Here is a 16,931-nt window from a genome sequence, read left to right as displayed (position 1 = left end):
CCACTAGCCTTTGCCCTAAGGGGAGGGGACTGAGATGTCTGTTGGCGACTTCAGTGTCCGGGGGCGGTTGGCGGACACCGGTGAGGGGATCACACCCGACGAGCTCCAGCTCGCGGCGCGGAACCACGCGATGCCGCTGGAGGGCCTGAGGTACGACGTGACGCCGCCGGGGCTGCACTACGTACTCGTGCACTACGACATCCCGGCGACGGGCGCGAGCGACTGGCGACTGACCCTGGACGGGTGCGTCGAGGAGCCGCTGTCGTTCGGGCTGACCGAGCTGCGGGCGATGGGCCGACGGACGATCCGGGTCACGCTCGAGTGCGCCGGAAACGGGCGGGCGACCCTGCAGCCGCGGCCGATCAGCCAGCCGTGGCTGTCGGAGGCCGTCGGTACGGCGGAGTGGACGGGCGTGCTGCTGGCGGATCTGCTCCGGGCGGCCGGGGTGCGCGACAACGCGGTGGACGTGGTGTTCACCGGCGCTGACCACGGGGTGGAGCGCGGCGTCGAGCAGGACTACCAGCGGGCGCTGACCGTGGCGGAGGCACTCGACTCGGGCGCGATCGTGGCGTGGGAGATGAACGGTGCGCCGTTGCCGCCGCAGCACGGCTATCCGCTGCGCCTGGTCGTACCCGGGTGGTACGGGATGGCCAGTGTGAAGTGGCTGCGGTCCGTCGAGGTGATCGACCACGCGTTCGAGGGGTTCCAGAACGCGGTCGCGTACCGGTTCCGGACCGGGGCGGACGAGCCCGGACTGCCGGTGACCCGGATCGAGCCACGGGCGCTGCTGGTGCCGCCGGGGTTCCCGGACTTCATGAGCCGGCACCGGTTCGTTGCCGCAGGCCCCGTTCCGCTGTTCGGCCGGGCCTGGTCCGGGTGGGCGCCGATCGAACGGGTCGAGGTCAGCACGGACGCCGGGGTGAACTGGCACGAGGCCCGGTTGGATGCCCCGGGCAACGACGAGTACGCCTGGCGGGCGTTCGCGTACGACTGGGAGGCGACGCCCGGCGAGCATGTGCTGACGGTCCGTGCGTACGACGCCGGCGGCCGCGAGCAGCCGATCGAGGCCGAGTGGAACCGCGGCGGCTTCGCGAACAACACCGCCCAGCGGATCACGGTCCTGGTCACCTGACCGCACCGCGTGTCGCTCGCACGTTCCGCCGTACCGCCGTCACATCCTGGAGTTGGGCACACGGTTCTCACTTCCAGGAGTGTGACGGTGAACGGCAACCATCTGCACGCACGGATCTTCCGCACCACCGACGAGTGGTACGCCGACGTCGACGACGAACTCGACCCGCAGCCGGACAACCCCCTCTGGTACGGCATCTACACCACCCAACCAGCCGCCCTCGAAGCCGCCTGCGCCCACCTGGCCGCCCTCGACCAGGCGTCCTGAGCCTCACCCGAACGCGATCCCCAGCCCAACGGCCAGAATCACCAGGCTCACGACGATCGCGAACGGCCAGGCCCACCACGGCATCGACCAGTCGACCTGCGCAGCCACCACATTCGACGGATCCTCCGAGTCGACCACCACGTCGATGCGGTCTCCCACCGCCGGCTCTGGATCCAACTCGTCCCCACCGTCCACCTCAACCGCGACACCGTCACCGGGGCGCGCCACCTTGACAGTCACCTCACGGGACCTGGACCACTTGTCCTCGGTCACCGAGACCACCACGGCCTGCTGGACCGGCCCGTGAGCGATCAGCTGCTGGTTGTCTTGTCCGCTCAAGAATCCGAGCGGCAGGATGGCCAACGAACCCAGCGCGATCGGTACGCCGACCAGCACCCGAGCGGCCCTGAGCACCACGGTCCGCCACCCGAGCCGCCGCCGACGTCCGTCCCGCGCCGCGCGCGCTGACGCCAACGCGCGGGACACCGCCCGGTCCCGCCGGGTCTGGGTGCGCTTCGTCGGCGGCTCCAACCGTTTCCACCAGCCGAAGTTCTCGACGAGCCCGTGGGCGGGGATGCAGGCCCCGCCGGCGATCATTCCGCAGGCGAGCGGGTTGTCGTACAGCCAGCTGGGCCGGGTGAGCCAGCCCACGAGGTAGAGGCCGCCGCCGACCGTGCAGAAGAAGAGCAACAGCAGGATCAGCTGGCGACCGTGGAGGTCGTCGTCGCGGCTGCTCATCGGACCATCATGAGAGATGGACGCTCCCCGGCAACAGCTGGTTTCACTCCGGTTGGTTTTTGGAGTGGCCTCCTACCCGGTAGGGGGTGGTGACGCCTTCGTACATGAGGTGCGTCATGAGTCCCTCGGTAGCATGCGGGAGGTTGTGGCAGTGGTCCATCCAGAGGCCCGGATTGTCGGCCACGAAGGCTATCTCGTAGGTTTCCTTGTTTCCGACCTCCAGCGTGTCGGTCCACCACGGGGAGCCGGTGGCGGCTACGCCGTTGCGGGAGAGGACCACCACGTGGTGGCCGTGCAGGTGCATGGGATGGGCCTGGCCGCTGGTGTTCGAGATCTTCATCCGGACCACGTCGCCCTCCGCCACCATGAACATCGGTACGTCGGGGAACTTGTGGCCGTTGATCGTCCACCACAGGCCGGGCTTGCCGTCCAGGAAGCCCGCCGTACGGCCGATCCGGTACTCGAAGTTCCGGTTCGCCTTCGACGGGTCGAAACCCAGCGGCGCCGGCGTCCCGTACTTCAGCAGGTCGACCGTGTCACCAGGCAGGTCCCCGCTCGGCGGATCGGTGCCCGTCGGGGCGATGCCGAGCGACAACGACGACGCGCCCGCCACCAACCGCAGACCGTCCGCTGGGACGGCCGCTTCGAGATCCACCCGACCGCCCGCGGGCAGTGCATAGGCGGCCGTCGTCAGGGTGGGCCCGTGGACGTCGTGACCGTCGACCGCGACCACCTTGTACGACGACCCGAGCAGCCCGACGCGGAGGACCGTGTTGTCGGTGTTGATCACCCGCACCCGCGCCGGCGTACCCGCCGGAAGGTCCACCCGCGCCGACCCGGTCCGCCCGTTGATCGTGCGTTTCCCGTCGTACGTGTGGATCGTCGCGACCACCTCACCAGGAGTGGCCGGTGCGATCACGATCGGGCCGAACAGGCCGCCCTTCACCTCGTCGCTGGACACCTGGTGCGAGTGGTACCAGTACGTCCCCGCCTGCTCCGCCTTGAAGCGGTACACGAACTTCCCGCCCACCGGCACCGCGTCCTGCGTGACTCCGGCGACGCCGTCCTCGGCGTTCGGTACGTCGATCCCGTGCCAGTGCAGCGTGGCGCCGTCCGGCACGGACTCGTTCACGAACGTGACCTGGACCACGTCGCCGACCTTCGCCCGGATCAGCGGACCCGGCGACGTGCCGTTCACCGTGTACCCGTCGACGGTCTCCCCGGACGCCAGCTGGTACTTCTGCTTCCGCGCGACCAGCGTCACGTTCACGTCCGGCGTACCCGTCTTCGGCCCGGTCAGGTCCGCGACACTCATCCCACCCATGTGGTCCATGTGACCCATCGAGTGAGTGCCGCCGCCGTAGTCGGCGTACCCCATGTCGGCCGGGTTGTACTGCCCCGGGACCAGGCTGGTCGCCCAGAGGTAGCCCAGCGGTACGAGCACCGCGAGCACCACCCCCAGCGCGACCAGCTTGCCCCACTTCCGTTTCCGCACCTCAGGCACTGGTCACGGATTCCTTCGGTACGGCGGCCCGCCGGGCGCCGGCGCTCGCGATGCCCGCGATCACCAGGCCGTTGATGCCGTGCAGCACGCCCAGTGCCGGTACGCCGAACGACACCACCGCGAGCAGGAACTGCACGACCACCAGGCCGACGACGACCCCCGCCAGGACCCGGCCGCGCGGTACGTCGGTAAGGAACGACACGATCAGGAACACCAGCGCCAGCAGGCCGATCACCGAACCGGCGATGCTGTGGTACGTCTCGCCGAAGTTGCTGTAGTCGGCGCCGATCGAAGCGCCGTCGTTCGCGTCCTTCGCGATCGTGAAGCCGGACAAGGCGATCGACGCGACCTGCAGGACGACCGCGATCGCGATCGTCAGGCCGACGATCCGGTACACGTTTCTCATGCCCGGCGCTCCATCCGGCGCTTCCGGATCACGAACACCGCGGCCACGATCAACGCGATCGGCAGGATCGGCGGGTGCCCGCCGCCGAACACGCAGCCGATGGAGGCCAGTACGCCGAGCACCCCCAGCGCGATCAGCAACGGCAGCGGCACCCGGCTGATGAACCCGCGCGCAGCCCACGGCGGCCGCCCGCCCGGACCGCCGAATCCACCGCTGCCGGCGCCGGGTCCCGACGGCCCGGAACTGGCTGCGGAGTTCTCCGGTGCCGTCCACGGCGGCTTGCTCCAGCCCCACGGGCCGGCCCAACCCTCGCCTTCCTCGCCCTGCGCGCCGCCGGCGCCGGTCTGGTGCGACCCGGGGAGGTCGGCGAACTGCGCCCGCAGGTCTGCTTCGGTCTTCGCCTTGAGGGCCTGCTCGACACGCTCGGAGTGTTCCTCCGCGGTCAGCCGGCCGGCTTCGTAATGTTCGCCGAGGCGCCGGACGGCGTCCTCGCGTTCACGGTCGCCGATGCGGATCGGTCCGCCCGGCCTCTCCTCGTTCATGACTCTCCCTGGTGTTCGAAGGTTCTCCGATGGCACCAAGGTTGTCGCTCCGGACCCCCGATCCGCGTCGCCTCGGCGGCGACACCTCCGCTACCCCCGGAGGAGCACACTGCACCGCTCGACGCAGTACGGCGTACTCCCCCGGGCGTAGTCGCACCCAGGGTCTACCCCTACTTGTTCACCGACAGGATCTGGTTCACGTCGCGGTTCGCCTTGGCCAGCGACGACGGATCCGCCTCGAACGACATCACCGCGTCCATCGCCGGCGTCATCACCGCGGTGACGTCCGCCGCGTTCGGGTTGGCCGGGTACGGGAAGACGTCCCCGGCCTCGACCGGTTCCAGGAACGGCGTCACGTCCCACCCACTCTTGGCGAAAGCCGCCTTCGCCGCCGGCATGCTCGCCGCGACCGCCGGGAACACGACCCCGGCCTTGGCGACGATGTCCTGCGCGGTCTGCGACCCGAGGAACTTCACCCAGGCCCACGACGCCTCGCGCCGGGTCGTCCCGGCCCAGATGGTGTCCGCGAGTCCGTTCATCATCGACATCCGCTTCCCGATCGGCCCGATCGGCAGCCGCGCCAGCTTCGTCTTGACCTGTTTCAGCGTGCCGTAGGTGCCGAGCATCCACGACCCGTTCGGCGTGATCGCGTACTTCCCCGCACCGAACGACGTGGTCACGTCGACGCCGGACTTCGCCTGCGCGTACGTCGGCATCAGGCCCTTGGTGATCAGCCCGCGCCACCACCCGATCGTCTCGGTGAACTTCGGGTCGCCGTAGAAGAACTTCGTCCCCCACGGCTCGCCCTCGGAGTACTTCCAGCCGTTGATCGCGGCGTACCAGCTCCAGCTGGTCTGCCCGTCACCACCGCCGGCGTCGGCGTACCCGAGTCCGTAGACCTTGACGTTGCCCTTGTCGAACCCCGGCTGGTCGCCGCGGCGGCCCTTGGAGTCGACGGTCAGCCGGCGGACGATCTGCTCGAACGTCCCGCCGTCGTGCGGGTTCCACGTCATCGAGTTGAGCTGCTCGGCACTGATCCCGGCGGCCTCGGTCAGCGCGCTGTTGTAGAAGTACACCTCGGTGTCCCAGTCCTTCGGCAACCCGTACCGCTTGCCGTCGGCACCGATCCACCGATCGGCCAGGCCCTTCTGGTAGATCTCCAGGTCCACCTTGTCCCGGGACACGTACTCGTCGATCGGCAGCACCTGCCCCTTGGCGGCGAACAGCGGGTACTTCGAGGAGTGCCCGGTGAACACGTCCGGCGCGGTGTCCGAGATGAACCCGGTGACCAGCTTCGACCAGTAGTCGTTCCAGCCGTACTGCTCGATCTTCACCGAGTACTGCGGATTCTGCTCGTGGAACACTTTCGCGCACTCGGTGTACATCGGCAGCTGCGCCGAGTCCCACAGCCAGTATATGATCTCGCCGTCGCCCCGGGCCGTGGCCCCGTTGTTGCAGGCGGCAACGGACGGTACGGCGAGCGACGCGAGTCCTGCCTTCAGCAGGGTCCTTCGTGAGAGATTCATTTGATCCCCGAGAAGCCGATGGAGTTCGTGATCCGCTTGGCGAACGCCAGGAACAGGATGATCATCGGCAGCGCCGCGACCAGCGTCGCCGCCATCAGCCCGGCCCAGTCCGGACCGCCCTGCGGCGTCTGCGAGCGGAACACGCCGAGCGCGACGGTCAGCACCCGGACGTTCTCCTGCTGGCCGACCAGCAGCGGCCAGAAGTAGTCGTTCCAGGAGTTGATGTAGGTCAGGATCGCCAGCGTCGCGATCGGCGCCCCGCTCATCGGGATGATCAGCCCGAAGAAGATCCGCCGGTGCCCGGCGCCGTCGATCATCGCCGCCTCCTCGAGCTCCCGGTTGATGCCGAGGAAGAACTGCCGGAGGAAGAAGATCGCGAACGGCGTCATGAACGCGCCCGGCAGGATGATGCCGGCGAAGCTGTTCAGCAGCCCGAGGTTCTTGATCAGCACGAAGTTCGGCAGCGTGGTGAAGATCGGCGGCACCATCAGCGCGGCCAGGAACAGCGCGAACACCTTGTCCCGCCCGGGCCAGCGCAGCCGGGCGAAGGCGTACGCCGCCATCGCGCTGAAGAACACCTGGCACACGGTCGTGACCGTTGCCACCACCAAGGAGTTCCGCAGGTACAGCCAGAAGTTCACGGCCGCACCGGAACCGCCCTGCGCCTGTGCCTCCTCGATCGACGACAACCCGAGCACTCGCTTGAACGCGCCGAGCGTGGTCTCCACCGGCAGCAGCGAGTGCGGATGTCCGGGGAGCTGCGTGTTGTCGGAGAACGCCGTACGCAACATCCAGTAGAACGGGAAGAGCGTGACGATCAGCAGGACGAAAAGCAGAATCCAGGCGACCGTACGGCCGATACTCACCTGACGCCTCATGCGAGATCACTCTCCTTCGCCCGCAGCAGCCGCAGCTGCACCAGCGACACCACGGCGAGGATCGCGAACAGCACCAGCGCCATCGCCGACGCGTACCCGAAGTCGAACCGGGTGAACGCCCGCTCGTAGATGTAGTAGTAGATGACCCGCGTCGCGTTGATCGGACCGCCCTGTGTGGTCACCGCGACGGTGTCGAAGATCTGGAACGACCCGATCATGGTGACCACCAGGACCATCACCAGAACGGGCCGCAGCAGCGGCAGCGTGATCCGCCAGAACGTCTTCCACTCGGTCGATCCGTCCACCTCGGCCGCCTCGTAGACGTACGACGGGATCGTCTGCAGGCCGGCGAAGACCAGCAGCGCCGTGTATCCCATGTGCCGCCAGACGTTGATCCCGGCAACGGTCGGGATCGCCCAGTGCGAGTCGCCGAAGAACGCGATCGGGTCGATCCCGAACCAGCTGAGGAACGTGTTCACGACACCGACCTGGACGTCGAGCATCCAGTACCAGACCAGCGCGACGACCACGTTCGCGACCAGGTACGGCGCCAGGATGATCGCCCGGACCGTGATCGACTTGGTCAGCCGGTACATCAGCATCGCGATCCCGACCGCCAGCACGGTCTGCAGGCCGATGTTGATCACGACGTACTCGACCGTGACGCCGAGCGCGTTCCAGAAGAAGCTGTCGTGGATCATCCGGTCGTAGTTGGCCAGCCCGTTGAACTTCGGCGGCGTGAGCAGGCTGTACTCGGTGAAGCTCAGGTACGCGCCGCGCAGCGTCGGCCAGATGTAGAACACCACGAAGCCGAGCGTGGCCGGGGCGAGGAAGATCATCGCGACCTTGAGGTCGCCCAGGCTGCGCTTCCTTCCCGGCGGCGCGGCCTGTCCCCCGTGACTTCGTTGACTGGGTGGTGCGTTGGTGGTGGCGGTCACGGGGGATCTCCTTCTGTTGTTTCGCGCGATCGGGCGGGCTTACCCGATCGCTGTCACGTCCAGCAAGATCGCGCTCTCGGGCCACTGCGCGGGCATGAGCACTCCGACCGAGGCGAGGGCGGCGCCGTTCAGTTCCACGCTTCCACCGTCCGCCGACCAGGCCGCGGCCCGCGACTCGGGACCGGGTGTCGTGACCTTGCTGATGCGGTACGTCGTCCGCGGGTCGAGTCCGGGCAGCCGAACCCGGCCGACGGCGGACGTGACCGACTGCTTCGTCTGTACGACGCCGAAGACGGCGCGTGAGCCGTCCTGCGCCACGACACCGTGCACGAGCACGTCGTCGGGACCGCGGTCGGCGCGGACCACGCGGCCGGTGTGCAGCAGCGGGCGTAGCTCCTTGTGCAACGCGACCCAACCGGCAAGCTCCGCACGTTCCCCGGCCGACGCCGACGCGATGTCCCACTCGATGCCGAAATGCCCGAACAGCGCGGTGATCGCGCGGAACGACAGCGTCTGCGTCCGGCCGGTGGTATGCGCCCGCGGCGGGCCGACGTGGCAGCCGATCAGCTCCGGTGGCAGCAGCAGTTGCGTGTACCGCTGAATGGTCTGGCGTTCCAGCGCGTCGTTGCTGTCACTGCCCCAGACCCGGTCGGTGCGCTCCAGGATGCCGAGGTCGACGCGGGCGCCGCCGGACGAACAGGACTCGATCTCCAGGCCCGGGTGCCGGCGCTTCAGCTCGTCGATCAGCCGGTACACGGCGGCCGTCTGCTCGTGGATCCCCGCCGTACCGGTGAGCTGGTTGCCGCCGTCGACGAAGTCGCGGTTGTGGTCCCACTTCAGGTACGCGATGTCGTACTCGCCGAGGATGCTGTCCAGGCGCTCGAGGATGTAGTCGTACGCCTCCGGGATGCCGAGGTTCAGGCCCTGCTGGTTGCGCGCGGTCGGCGGCGTCCGGTCGCCGGCGGCGAGGATCCAGTCCGGGTGCTTGCGGGCCAGGTCCGAGTCCGGGTTCACCATCTCCGGCTCCACCCAGAGCCCGAACTGCAGGCCGAGACCCTTCACATGGTCGACCAGCGGGTGCAGGCCGTTCGGCCAGATGCCCTCGTCGACGTACCAGTCGCCGAGCCCGGCGCGGTCGTCGCGGCGCCCGCGGAACCAGCCGTCGTCGAGCACGAACCGCTCGGCGCCGACCTCGGCGGCCGCGTCCGCGAGCGACTTCAGCTTCGCCAGGTCGAGGTCGAAGTACACGGCCTCCCAGGTGTTCAGTACGACGGGACGCTCGGTCCTCGGGTGCTGCGGACGCGCACGCAGGTAGTCGTGGAAGCGGTGCGACACCTGGTCGAGGCCGACGCCGTACGAGCCGTAGATCCACGGGGTGCTGTAGGTCGCGCCGGATCGCAGGCGGCCCTCGCCCGGGAGGAGCAGTTCGCCGCCGCCGATCACGCCGTACCCGGTCATGCCGCGCTCGGCGTACGAACGGTGGTTGCCGCTCCAGGCGGTGTGCACGCCCCAGACCTCGCCGGTGCGGAAGCCGAAGCTCTCGGTGCCGGCCAGCAGCAGGAGTGTGGCGTCGGCGCCGGTACGGCCGCGGCGGTTGTCGCGGATGTGTGCGCCCTGGGTGAACGCGTGCCGCTGCGGGTGCCGCTCACCGATGTGCCGGCCGGTCAGGTCGAGCAGTTCGGTCGCCTCGGTCGGCACCGGCAGCGCGAGGAACAGCCCGTCGACGGTGTACGGCGTCGTACCGGTGTTGGTCAGGTCCGCCTTGGTCTTCACCAGGCCGGAGTCGGTCAGCTCGATCGTGAGCTTCAACTCGAGCCCCGCGGCGGCCGCGTCGACCTGCACGGTGTTGCCGCTCTGTGCGACGTTCGTGAGGCGGAAGTGCGCGGAGAAGTCCTGGCCGTCGCGGTGCCCGTTCAGCCCCGGCAGGCCGAACCAGCCGGCCGAGTACTCCGGCACGATCGCGACCGGCAGGTCCTCGTTCAGGCCGCTGCCGGTCTGCACCGCGCCGGCGCCGCGCCGCAGTTCCAGCAGAGCGTTCCCGGTCAGCTCGCCCAGGTCCGCACCCCAGTGCAGGACGGACGGCAGCGCCGGACCGGAGCAGTCCAGCACCAGGCTGACGCCGGCGGCCCGGAGCTGCAGAATCTCGATGTTCGCCACTGTTGATTCACTCTGCTTTCTGATTGATTTCAGGACGGAACTATTTACCCCGCCAGGCCCGTTGTCAATGCTTCACGAAGTTAAGTAAATAGCCTAAGCGTGTCTACAACGAAGGAAAAGAGCCTGATCAGCGGCCGAGCCGGACCCTGACCAGCAACTCGTTCAACCCGTCCTCGACCGACGGCCGATCCGGCAGGCCGGTGACCGCCTCCGCCTCGTCCAGCACGTTCTGTAGCCGCGTGACGTCCGCAGCCAGCCGGTCGCCGGACGGCCCGTCCAGCGGGGCGTGCTCCGCCTCCGCCTTCGCCGCCATCAACTCGGGCAGGTACGACGGCCCGCCCGGCAGCTCCCGCAGATCCGCCTGGACGATCCCGGTGCGCATCAGGTTGATCCCGGTCAGCAGCACGCGGAACGTGTACAGCAGCGGCTTCAGCTCGCGCTTCTTCTCGAAGAACTCCCACTGGGTCTTCGCGAAGCCGCGGTAGTGGTGGGCGTGCCACCTGGTGATGCAGCCGTTCGCGAGTTCTCGCAGTTCCTCGTGCTCCGGCGTGGTGAGAACCACCAGCGGCGAGAGGACCTGCTCGAGAACGTAGCCGTTCCGGCGAAGCATCAGGCGGGCGAACTTCGCCAGGTCATGGGTGACCAGATCGACCTCGGCGTCGTTCTCGAACCAGGTGCGGTCGCGGGTCTCGGGACCGTGCCGGAGACCGACGACCTCGGTGGCCGGCAGGACATGGACGCCGCGCAGGTCGACGTCGGAGTCGCGGGACGGGAAGCCGTACAGGTGCGCTCCGGAGACTGTTGCGAAGAGCAACGGGTACGGCTGTTCACCGATGATTCCGCGCAGCTCGGCGTGGTCGAGGTGCCGCATGTCACGCGCCATCGAGACTCCTCCTCCGGACCGACCGCAGCCAGTTGTCGACGGTCGGCACATCCGGCGTCGCGGGGAGGATCGTGCGCTGCAGTGCCGCGTCGAGGTCCTCGTGCAGTTGCAGGCGCCAGCGTTCCACGTCCTGCCAGGGGACCTCGCCGCGCCTGACCGCCAGCAGTCGTTCCCGGTGCGGGCCGACGTCGACAACCAGCGTTGCTTCGAGCAACAGTTCTTTCGCGGAGAGCAACAGCCGGATCAGGTGCATGACGTGCTTCCACTTCGGCCTGCCGTCGCGGCGGAAGTCGGTCTCCAGCTTCTTGAACTGGCTGAGCACGTAGCCGGAATACGTTTGGTAGGCGAGCTGGGACAGGAAGGATCTCCGCAGCTCCAGCAACTCGTCACCCAGCGGTGTTCGGCGGACGACGACGGGCGAGTGCAGGACCTCGAGCAGGTTCGGGTTCGACTTGAGGGCGAGCTCGCAGAAGCGCTCGACCTCCCACGAGAACCACTCCGGCTCCGGCCCGTCCACATGCGCCGGCGGCTTCGCGAGCGACCAGAACGCCTCGGTCGGCGCGACGTACACACCGCGGGTGTCGGTGTCGGAGTCCTCGGTGTCCAGCCCGAACGCCCGCGAACCAACCACGGCCGCATAGATCGTGTGCTCCCGCACCAGGCGGTCCCCGTCCGGCTGCTCGAGTCCGAGCGCCTCGTCCTGGTACGCCGTCCGGAGACTGAGCTGGTCCCGTCGCACCACGGTCTCCCGCCCGTCGACCAGCCGCACCGTGTACCGCCCGTCCGCGGTCACGCCGGCCACCCGCCCGGTCGCCCCACGCTGCGCCGTACCACCCTGATCGTCCGGCCCGGCCACCCGGACCACGACCTGCGTACCGACCGGCAACTGCGGTCCATGAACTGCCACTCGCACATCCTGCCGCACGGCGGGACCATGACAGCGCGCGTACGTATCAGTACGCTCGGTCCACCGAAACTCCCCGGCGTGAGAGGCCTTCCATGCACTCTGCCCATCTTCTCCGGCGTCGTCGAGTGTCCGCAGCAGTTCTCCTGCTCTCCCTGACCGGGCTCGGCCTGGTCGCTCCCCCGGCGCACGCCGACGGACCCGGATCCGGGACGCCGTACGTCGTGACCGTTGGGGACTCCTACATCTCGGGCGAGGCCGGCCGCTGGGCCGGGAGCTCGAACGAGTCCGAGGCGCCGGCCGACGCACTCGGCACGACCGCGTACTACGACAACGCGAGTCAGACCGCCGAGGTGATCCCGCGGTGCCATCGAAGTCAGTCCGCCGAGGCGTACCTCGGCGGCGGCGTCGGCGGACTGAACCTGGCCTGTTCGGGCGCCCGCACCACCACCGGCACCGGCGAGTACTTCAAGCCGGGCCTGGACTTCTACGACGACGGCGCCGGGCATCTCGGGCAGGCGAAGCTGCTGCAGCAGTTCGCGGCGAACCACAACGTCAAGCAGGTGGTCGTCTCGATCGGCGGCAACGACTTCAACTTCGCGTCGATCGTCACCAAGTGCGTGCAGGACTTCCTGTTGTCGCCGTCGTGGAACCCTGACTACTGCAAGGACGACTCGTCGGTCGTCGCGAACTTCACGTCGACGAACATCGCGGCGGTCCGGGCGAAGATCGTCACCGCGTTCCAGAACCTGCGCATCGCGATGCGGAACGCCGGGTACGGCGACACCTCGTGGAACCTCGTCGTACAGACGTATCCGTCGCCGATCCCGGCCGCCACCGGGTTCCGGTACGGCCAGAGCGGCTACACCCGGCAGAGCACCGGCGGCTGCGGGTTCTGGAACGCCGACGCCGACTGGGCGAACAGCACCGCACTGGTCACGATCAACAACACCGTCCGGGACGCGATCGGCCGGTCCGGGCTGAGCAACACCCGACTGCTCGAACTGCAGTCCGCGTTCAACGGCCGCCGGCTGTGCGAGAAGGGCGTCGGCCTGTACGAGGAGGTCGGCCTCACCTCGTGGAAGCAGTCGACCGCGGTCGACAAGACCGAGTGGATCAACCAGATCCGTACCGTCACCACCGTCGGCTCCGACTACTACATCCAGGAGTCCCTGCACCCGAACTACTGGGCCCAACTGGCGCTCCGCAACTGTGTCCGCCAGACCTACACCCAGAACCGCGGCGGCACCTGCGCGATCGCCGGCACCGGCCTCGTCAACGGCGAACCCCGGATGAGCCTGGGGTGATGCCCGGCCTGGCGCCCGACGCCCGGGCGCCAGGCCTACTTCCCCGTCGCCGCGGCGAGAAGTGCTCCGGCTGCCCAGTGCTGGACGCGGAGGATCTCCGCGGAGTCGAGTCCGCAGATGTCACGCAGCACGATGGTCGACTCGATGCCGATGACAACGGTCAGCGCGTGCGTCAACCGGTCGAGCTCGTCGCGGTCCAGTCCGCCCTGCAGCGGCGCCAGCGTACGTTCGACGTACTCCAGCCGCCGGGCCGGTCGTGGCGGCACACCGGGCTCGATCGGATCACGGTCGATGGTGAAGCGAATCATCTGACGCAGCAGCGCTTCGTTGGCCAAGGTCATCGCGGACAGCGCGTCGACGAGGCGGTCGACACGGTCGGCCACCGGTTCACCGGACCGGCCGGCGTCGATCGACAGCTCCATGTTCTGCCGCGTCGCTTCCAGCGTGGCTTCGACGGACAACTGCTCCGCGCTCGGAAAGTACCGGTACGCCGTCCGCCGGGAGATGTCCGCGGCATCGGCGACCTCGGCGACCGACGGCCGCCGTCCCTCCGCGATCAACCGCCCGGCCGCCTCCACGAGCGCCTTGCGCGTCCGGCGCTTCTGGTTGTCTCTGGCCACGCTGTTGACCTCGTCCCTCGGGCGGCTTAATGTCACTCGTGTGCCATAAAGGCACTTCGGTGACATGTTATCGCCGATCAGGGGGAAGGGGAACTTTCGATGACCGAGCTTTCGAAGTCCGAGGTTGCGACGGCCGGGCCGCAGGCCCTGGTGGTGGGTCCGGACGAGGGACGGGAACTGCCCATGATCGGGCGGGTGGCACTCAGCGGAACGCAGACCGGTGGCGCGTTCGAGCTGATCGACTTCCGCGGCAACGCCGCCTGCCCGCCGCCGCACATCCATCGCGACCGCGAGGAGTGCATCCAGGTGTCGGCGGCCTGTTCACCTTCACGATCGGGACCGACGAGGTCGAGGTGACACCCGGCAGTTGGGTGTACGTCCCGCGCGGCACCCGGCACGGGTTCACCGCGAGCGCCGACGCCCGCGCGCTGATCCTGGTCACGCCGGCCGGGCTGGAGGGGTTCTTCGCCGAGCTGGGCGGCGGGCTCGCGGCCGGGACGCCCACGCAGGAGTTGCGGGCCGCGCTCAAGGGCCGGTTCGACTCGGTTCCCGCCTGACGTACGTCGGCCGCCGTACCCCTCGGAAGGGATACGGCGGCCGATGCATTGGTTACGTCAGCTCAGGTTGAGGCCCGTGTCGTCGACGACGAACGAGGTCTGCAGGGAGCTGTCTTCGGTGCCGGTGAAGCTGATGGTCACCGTCTGGCCGGCCAGCGACGAAACGTTGAACGACTTGAGCGAGTAGCCGCTCGCCTTGTTCAGGTTCGAGTACGTCGCCAGCGTCGTCGAGCCCGCCTTCACCGTGAGCTTGTCGTACGCGGTCGAAGTGGTGGTCTCCGCCGAGTCGATGTGCAGGTAGAAGGAGAGCGTCGCCGAGCAACCGGCCGGGATCGCCACCGACTGGCTCAGGGTGTCGGTGTGCGTCGTGCCGTAACCGTCCATCCACGCCTTCCAGGAACCGCTGTGCGCGGGCTGGGAGGTGCTGTTGTCGATCACGCCGGACGATGCGGTCCACGGCGCCGCCGTACCGGTTTCGAAGCCGGGGTTGCCGAGCTTCTGGCCGGAGCAGCTGCCGGTGCCGCCGCTGACGGTGATCGTGAACTGCGCCGTACCCGAGCCACCCGCACTCGCGGTGGCCGTCGCGGTGACGTTGAACGTGCCGCTCGCGGTCGGCGTACCGGACACGGTGCCGGTCGACGAACCGATCGTGACGCCGGCCGGCAGGCCGGTCGCGGACCAGGTGTACGGCGAGGTGCCGCCGGACGCGGTCAGCGTGAACGGCGTGAGCGCCACGTTGATCGTGCCGGTCTTGTTGCCGGGGTTGCTGACCGTGACGCCGCCGCTGGTGCTGCACGTCGGGTCACCGGACTGCGCCGGTACGCTCACCGCGTCCCACGCCGCCTTGACGGAGTTGAACTCGGAGCAGCTGCCCGGGTACAGGTTCTTCGCGGCGGTCAGGGTCCAGGTCCGGTACTTCAGGTACGAGCTGCTGCTGGTCTTCATCAGCATCGCGTTGTACATGATCTTGATGGCCTTCTGGATGCCCACACCGGTCACCGTGGAGCTGTTGCAGGTGGGGACGTTCGGCGAACCGCCGCTGCCCTGCGAGAGCAGCACGAACCAGTGGTCGCCCGGTCCGGCCGCGGCGTGCACCTCGGAGCCCGGGATCGAGCTCGAGTAGCAGTTCGGGTCGCCGACCTGCGACGGGTCGTACATGTTGCGGATCGGGCCGTTGCCGACCAGGTTGACCTCTTCACCGACGTAGAAGTCCGGCGGGTCGTAGGCCGAGCCCTGGTTGCTGTAGAACTCGGTCGCCGCACCGAACGTGTCGGCGACGAACTCCTGGGTGCCGCTGCCGGAGATACCGCCCGGCGTGTGGTCGTCGATGCCGTGGCCCAGTTCGTGGCCCACGACGTCCATCGAGCCGATCCACTGGCCGGCGTTGTTGTGACCGACCTGCACCTGCGAGCCGTCGTAGTACGCGTTCACGTCGGCCAGGCCGACGCGGATCGGCCAGCCGCCGCCGTTGCCGTCGAAGCCGTTGCGGCCGAGCCAGTCGGTCAGCATGTGCCGCTCGGTCTGCGCGGTGAAGAGCGCGTCGACGCAGCCGGTCTCCCTGCTGGTCGCGTTGCCGTTGCCCCAGTTGTCGTCAGGACCGGAGAACGTGGTGTTGTTCGCCGCGTCCTGGCAGGACTGGTTGGTGGTGTTCGGGTCCTTCAGGGAGTACGTGCTGCCGGACAGCGTGGTGTCCAGGTGCACCGGGTTCGGTCCGCTGTACGCCGCCGTGCCATTGCCGGCCATCACGTGCTCCTGGGTACCGAGCACCTTGCCGGTCTGCGCGTCGACGTACACCGACAGGCTCGACGGCTCCTTGCCGCTGCTGCCGCTGACCCGGTTCTGCCACGCGAGCTTCGGCGTGCCCTTGAGGGCGTAGACCGCCAGCGTCGGCGTGGTCGACGAGTCGACCCGCTTCAGCTGCTTGTTCGCGGTCTTCTGCGCGGCCGCGGCGGTCACCTTCGCCGTCGTCGCCAGGTCCGGTACGGCGGTGGTCTGCGCGACCGACGTGGACTTCACGGCCCCCTTGTTGTCGGTGACGACGACGAAGTCGCCACCGATCACCGGGAGACCCTTGTACGAGCGCTCGTACGGGACGTACTGCAGACCGGACGGGTCCGAGATCACCGGCTTCGCGGTGAACTTGTCGTCCTTCGAGGCGTGCAGGGCGCTCGGCCGGCCGGCCACCAGCGAGGACGCGGAGCCGGCGGCGAAAGCCTTCGACTGCGCAGCTGACGGACGGGGCGGCGGGGCCGCACTCGGGGCGGCGCCTGCGGCCGACGTACCGAGTCCGGCGAGTGCTGCCGCGGCGAGGCTGGTGACCCCGAGCACGACGGCAGGCTTGCGGGAACGCTGGAACATGGTGGTCCCTTCGCGAAAATGGTGCTGGGCGGGTTGCGCGCTGAGCCGGACTGCAGGTGGTGCACCAAGTCCCCCTGGAACCTCCGGCCGCTTCAGTTCGGGAGCTGCCTCGGAAAGCCCCTTTCCATTTCATCCCGATGAATCGCGCGGCGAGACACTATGTCCGGCGCCGGGGGTGGGCAAGGCGCTGTCGTGCCGTTGGCACGCCGATGAC

17 protein-coding genes are annotated in these 16,931 nt (G+C 68.6%); 5 read left to right on the top strand and 12 right to left on the bottom strand.

The features are described 5' to 3' along the window. Positions 1 to 34 precede the first annotated feature (34 nt). Both AB0M51_RS35895 and AB0M51_RS35890 read left to right on the top strand, forming a co-directional pair. Positions 35 to 1,132 (top strand): sulfite oxidase, encoded by a 1,098-nt coding sequence (locus tag AB0M51_RS35895; protein WP_344198525.1) that lies wholly within the window; start codon positions 35 to 37, stop codon positions 1,130 to 1,132. Positions 1,133 to 1,219: 87 nt separating this feature from the next. Next, entirely contained in the window at positions 1,220 to 1,399 is a 180-nt protein-coding gene (locus tag AB0M51_RS35890) for a hypothetical protein (protein WP_344198527.1), read from the top strand. Positions 1,400 to 1,402: 3 nt separating this feature from the next. On the opposite strand, the gene AB0M51_RS35885 is transcribed toward AB0M51_RS35890, so the two are convergent. The 10 genes from AB0M51_RS35885 to AB0M51_RS35840 form a co-directional block, all read right to left on the bottom strand. Beyond that, complete coding sequence (locus AB0M51_RS35885; RefSeq protein ID WP_363752640.1) at positions 1,403 to 2,137, bottom strand: DUF3592 domain-containing protein; 735 nt, start codon at positions 2,135 to 2,137, stop codon at positions 1,403 to 1,405. A gap of 43 nt (positions 2,138 to 2,180) precedes the next feature. Beyond that, entirely contained in the window at positions 2,181 to 3,641 is a 1,461-nt protein-coding gene (locus AB0M51_RS35880; protein WP_363752637.1) for a multicopper oxidase family protein, read from the bottom strand. Further along, on the bottom strand, positions 3,634 to 4,047 hold the full coding sequence (locus tag AB0M51_RS35875; protein WP_344198531.1) for a hypothetical protein: 414 nt from the start codon (positions 4,045 to 4,047) through the stop codon (positions 3,634 to 3,636). Before AB0M51_RS35875 ends, AB0M51_RS35880 begins: the two co-directional genes overlap by 8 nt. Next, positions 4,044 to 4,589, bottom strand: a complete 546-nt coding sequence (locus AB0M51_RS35870; protein WP_363752633.1) for a DUF1707 domain-containing protein — start codon at positions 4,587 to 4,589, stop codon at positions 4,044 to 4,046. Before AB0M51_RS35870 ends, AB0M51_RS35875 begins: the two co-directional genes overlap by 4 nt. Before the next feature lie 170 nt (positions 4,590 to 4,759). Next, positions 4,760 to 6,115, bottom strand: coding sequence for a sugar ABC transporter substrate-binding protein (locus AB0M51_RS35865; protein ID WP_344198535.1), 1,356 nt, complete (start codon positions 6,113 to 6,115; stop codon positions 4,760 to 4,762). Then, on the bottom strand, positions 6,112 to 6,993 hold the full coding sequence (locus AB0M51_RS35860) for a carbohydrate ABC transporter permease (RefSeq protein WP_344198537.1): 882 nt from the start codon (positions 6,991 to 6,993) through the stop codon (positions 6,112 to 6,114). The genes AB0M51_RS35865 and AB0M51_RS35860 overlap by 4 nt, the downstream gene beginning before the upstream one ends. After that, positions 6,990 to 7,931 carry a sugar ABC transporter permease gene (locus AB0M51_RS35855; protein WP_344198540.1) on the bottom strand — a complete coding sequence of 314 codons (942 nt, stop codon included), beginning with the start codon at positions 7,929 to 7,931 and terminating at the stop codon, positions 6,990 to 6,992. The genes AB0M51_RS35860 and AB0M51_RS35855 overlap by 4 nt, the downstream gene beginning before the upstream one ends. A 39-nt stretch (positions 7,932 to 7,970) precedes the next feature. Further along, positions 7,971 to 10,088, bottom strand: coding sequence for an alpha-galactosidase (locus AB0M51_RS35850; RefSeq protein ID WP_363752627.1), 2,118 nt, complete (start codon positions 10,086 to 10,088; stop codon positions 7,971 to 7,973). 127 nt (positions 10,089 to 10,215) lie between these two features. After that, positions 10,216 to 10,971 (bottom strand): nucleotidyltransferase domain-containing protein, encoded by a 756-nt coding sequence (locus tag AB0M51_RS35845; RefSeq protein WP_363752624.1) that lies wholly within the window; start codon positions 10,969 to 10,971, stop codon positions 10,216 to 10,218. Then, a complete protein-coding gene (locus tag AB0M51_RS35840; RefSeq protein WP_363752621.1) occupies positions 10,961 to 11,878 on the bottom strand; it encodes a nucleotidyltransferase domain-containing protein in 918 nt (305 codons plus the stop codon). Before AB0M51_RS35840 ends, AB0M51_RS35845 begins: the two co-directional genes overlap by 11 nt. Before the next feature lie 125 nt (positions 11,879 to 12,003). Between AB0M51_RS35840 and AB0M51_RS35835 the strand changes: the two genes are divergently transcribed. Continuing rightward, a complete protein-coding gene (locus tag AB0M51_RS35835; protein WP_363752618.1) occupies positions 12,004 to 13,182 on the top strand; it encodes a hypothetical protein in 1,179 nt (392 codons plus the stop codon). A gap of 35 nt (positions 13,183 to 13,217) precedes the next feature. Here AB0M51_RS35835 and AB0M51_RS35830 read toward each other — a convergent pair whose 3' ends face one another. Next, positions 13,218 to 13,802 carry a TetR/AcrR family transcriptional regulator gene (locus AB0M51_RS35830; protein WP_344198550.1) on the bottom strand — a complete coding sequence of 195 codons (585 nt, stop codon included), beginning with the start codon at positions 13,800 to 13,802 and terminating at the stop codon, positions 13,218 to 13,220. Between the two features lie 99 nt (positions 13,803 to 13,901). Here AB0M51_RS35830 and AB0M51_RS35825 point away from each other — a divergent pair, with 99 nt between their 5' ends. Together AB0M51_RS35825 and AB0M51_RS35820 are read left to right on the top strand one after the other, a co-directional pair. Then, on the top strand, positions 13,902 to 14,159 hold the full coding sequence (locus AB0M51_RS35825; RefSeq protein ID WP_344198552.1) for a hypothetical protein: 258 nt from the start codon (positions 13,902 to 13,904) through the stop codon (positions 14,157 to 14,159). Further along, on the top strand, positions 14,156 to 14,359 hold the full coding sequence (locus AB0M51_RS35820; protein WP_344198554.1) for a hypothetical protein: 204 nt from the start codon (positions 14,156 to 14,158) through the stop codon (positions 14,357 to 14,359). The genes AB0M51_RS35825 and AB0M51_RS35820 overlap by 4 nt, the downstream gene beginning before the upstream one ends. A gap of 57 nt (positions 14,360 to 14,416) precedes the next feature. Here the strand turns inward: AB0M51_RS35820 and AB0M51_RS35815 are convergent, their stop codons facing one another. Beyond that, entirely contained in the window at positions 14,417 to 16,717 is a 2,301-nt protein-coding gene (locus AB0M51_RS35815; RefSeq protein WP_344198556.1) for a M4 family metallopeptidase, read from the bottom strand. Between the last annotated feature and the right edge of the window lie 214 nt (positions 16,718 to 16,931).

This window comes from Kribbella sp. NPDC051137 (assembly GCF_040682535.1).
Lineage (GTDB): Bacteria > Actinomycetota > Actinomycetes > Propionibacteriales > Kribbellaceae > Kribbella > Kribbella karoonensis.
This window is presented reverse-complemented; position numbering and strand designations above follow the sequence as displayed.

Coding starts and splice junctions, on each gene's coding strand:
- AB0M51_RS35895 (WP_344198525.1), top strand. CDS start 35: ATGTCTGTTGGCGACTTCAGTGTCCGGGGGCGGTTGGCGGACACCGGT.
- AB0M51_RS35885 (WP_363752640.1), bottom strand. CDS start 2,137: ATGAGCAGCCGCGACGACGACCTCCACGGTCGCCAGCTGATCCTGCTG.
- AB0M51_RS35875 (WP_344198531.1), bottom strand. CDS start 4,047: ATGAGAAACGTGTACCGGATCGTCGGCCTGACGATCGCGATCGCGGTC.
- AB0M51_RS35870 (WP_363752633.1), bottom strand. CDS start 4,589: ATGAACGAGGAGAGGCCGGGCGGACCGATCCGCATCGGCGACCGTGAA.
- AB0M51_RS35865 (WP_344198535.1), bottom strand. CDS start 6,115: ATGAATCTCTCACGAAGGACCCTGCTGAAGGCAGGACTCGCGTCGCTC.
- AB0M51_RS35860 (WP_344198537.1), bottom strand. CDS start 6,993: ATGAGGCGTCAGGTGAGTATCGGCCGTACGGTCGCCTGGATTCTGCTT.
- AB0M51_RS35845 (WP_363752624.1), bottom strand. CDS start 10,971: ATGGCGCGTGACATGCGGCACCTCGACCACGCCGAGCTGCGCGGAATC.
- AB0M51_RS35825 (WP_344198552.1), top strand. CDS start 13,902: ATGACCGAGCTTTCGAAGTCCGAGGTTGCGACGGCCGGGCCGCAGGCC.
- AB0M51_RS35815 (WP_344198556.1), bottom strand. CDS start 16,717: ATGTTCCAGCGTTCCCGCAAGCCTGCCGTCGTGCTCGGGGTCACCAGC.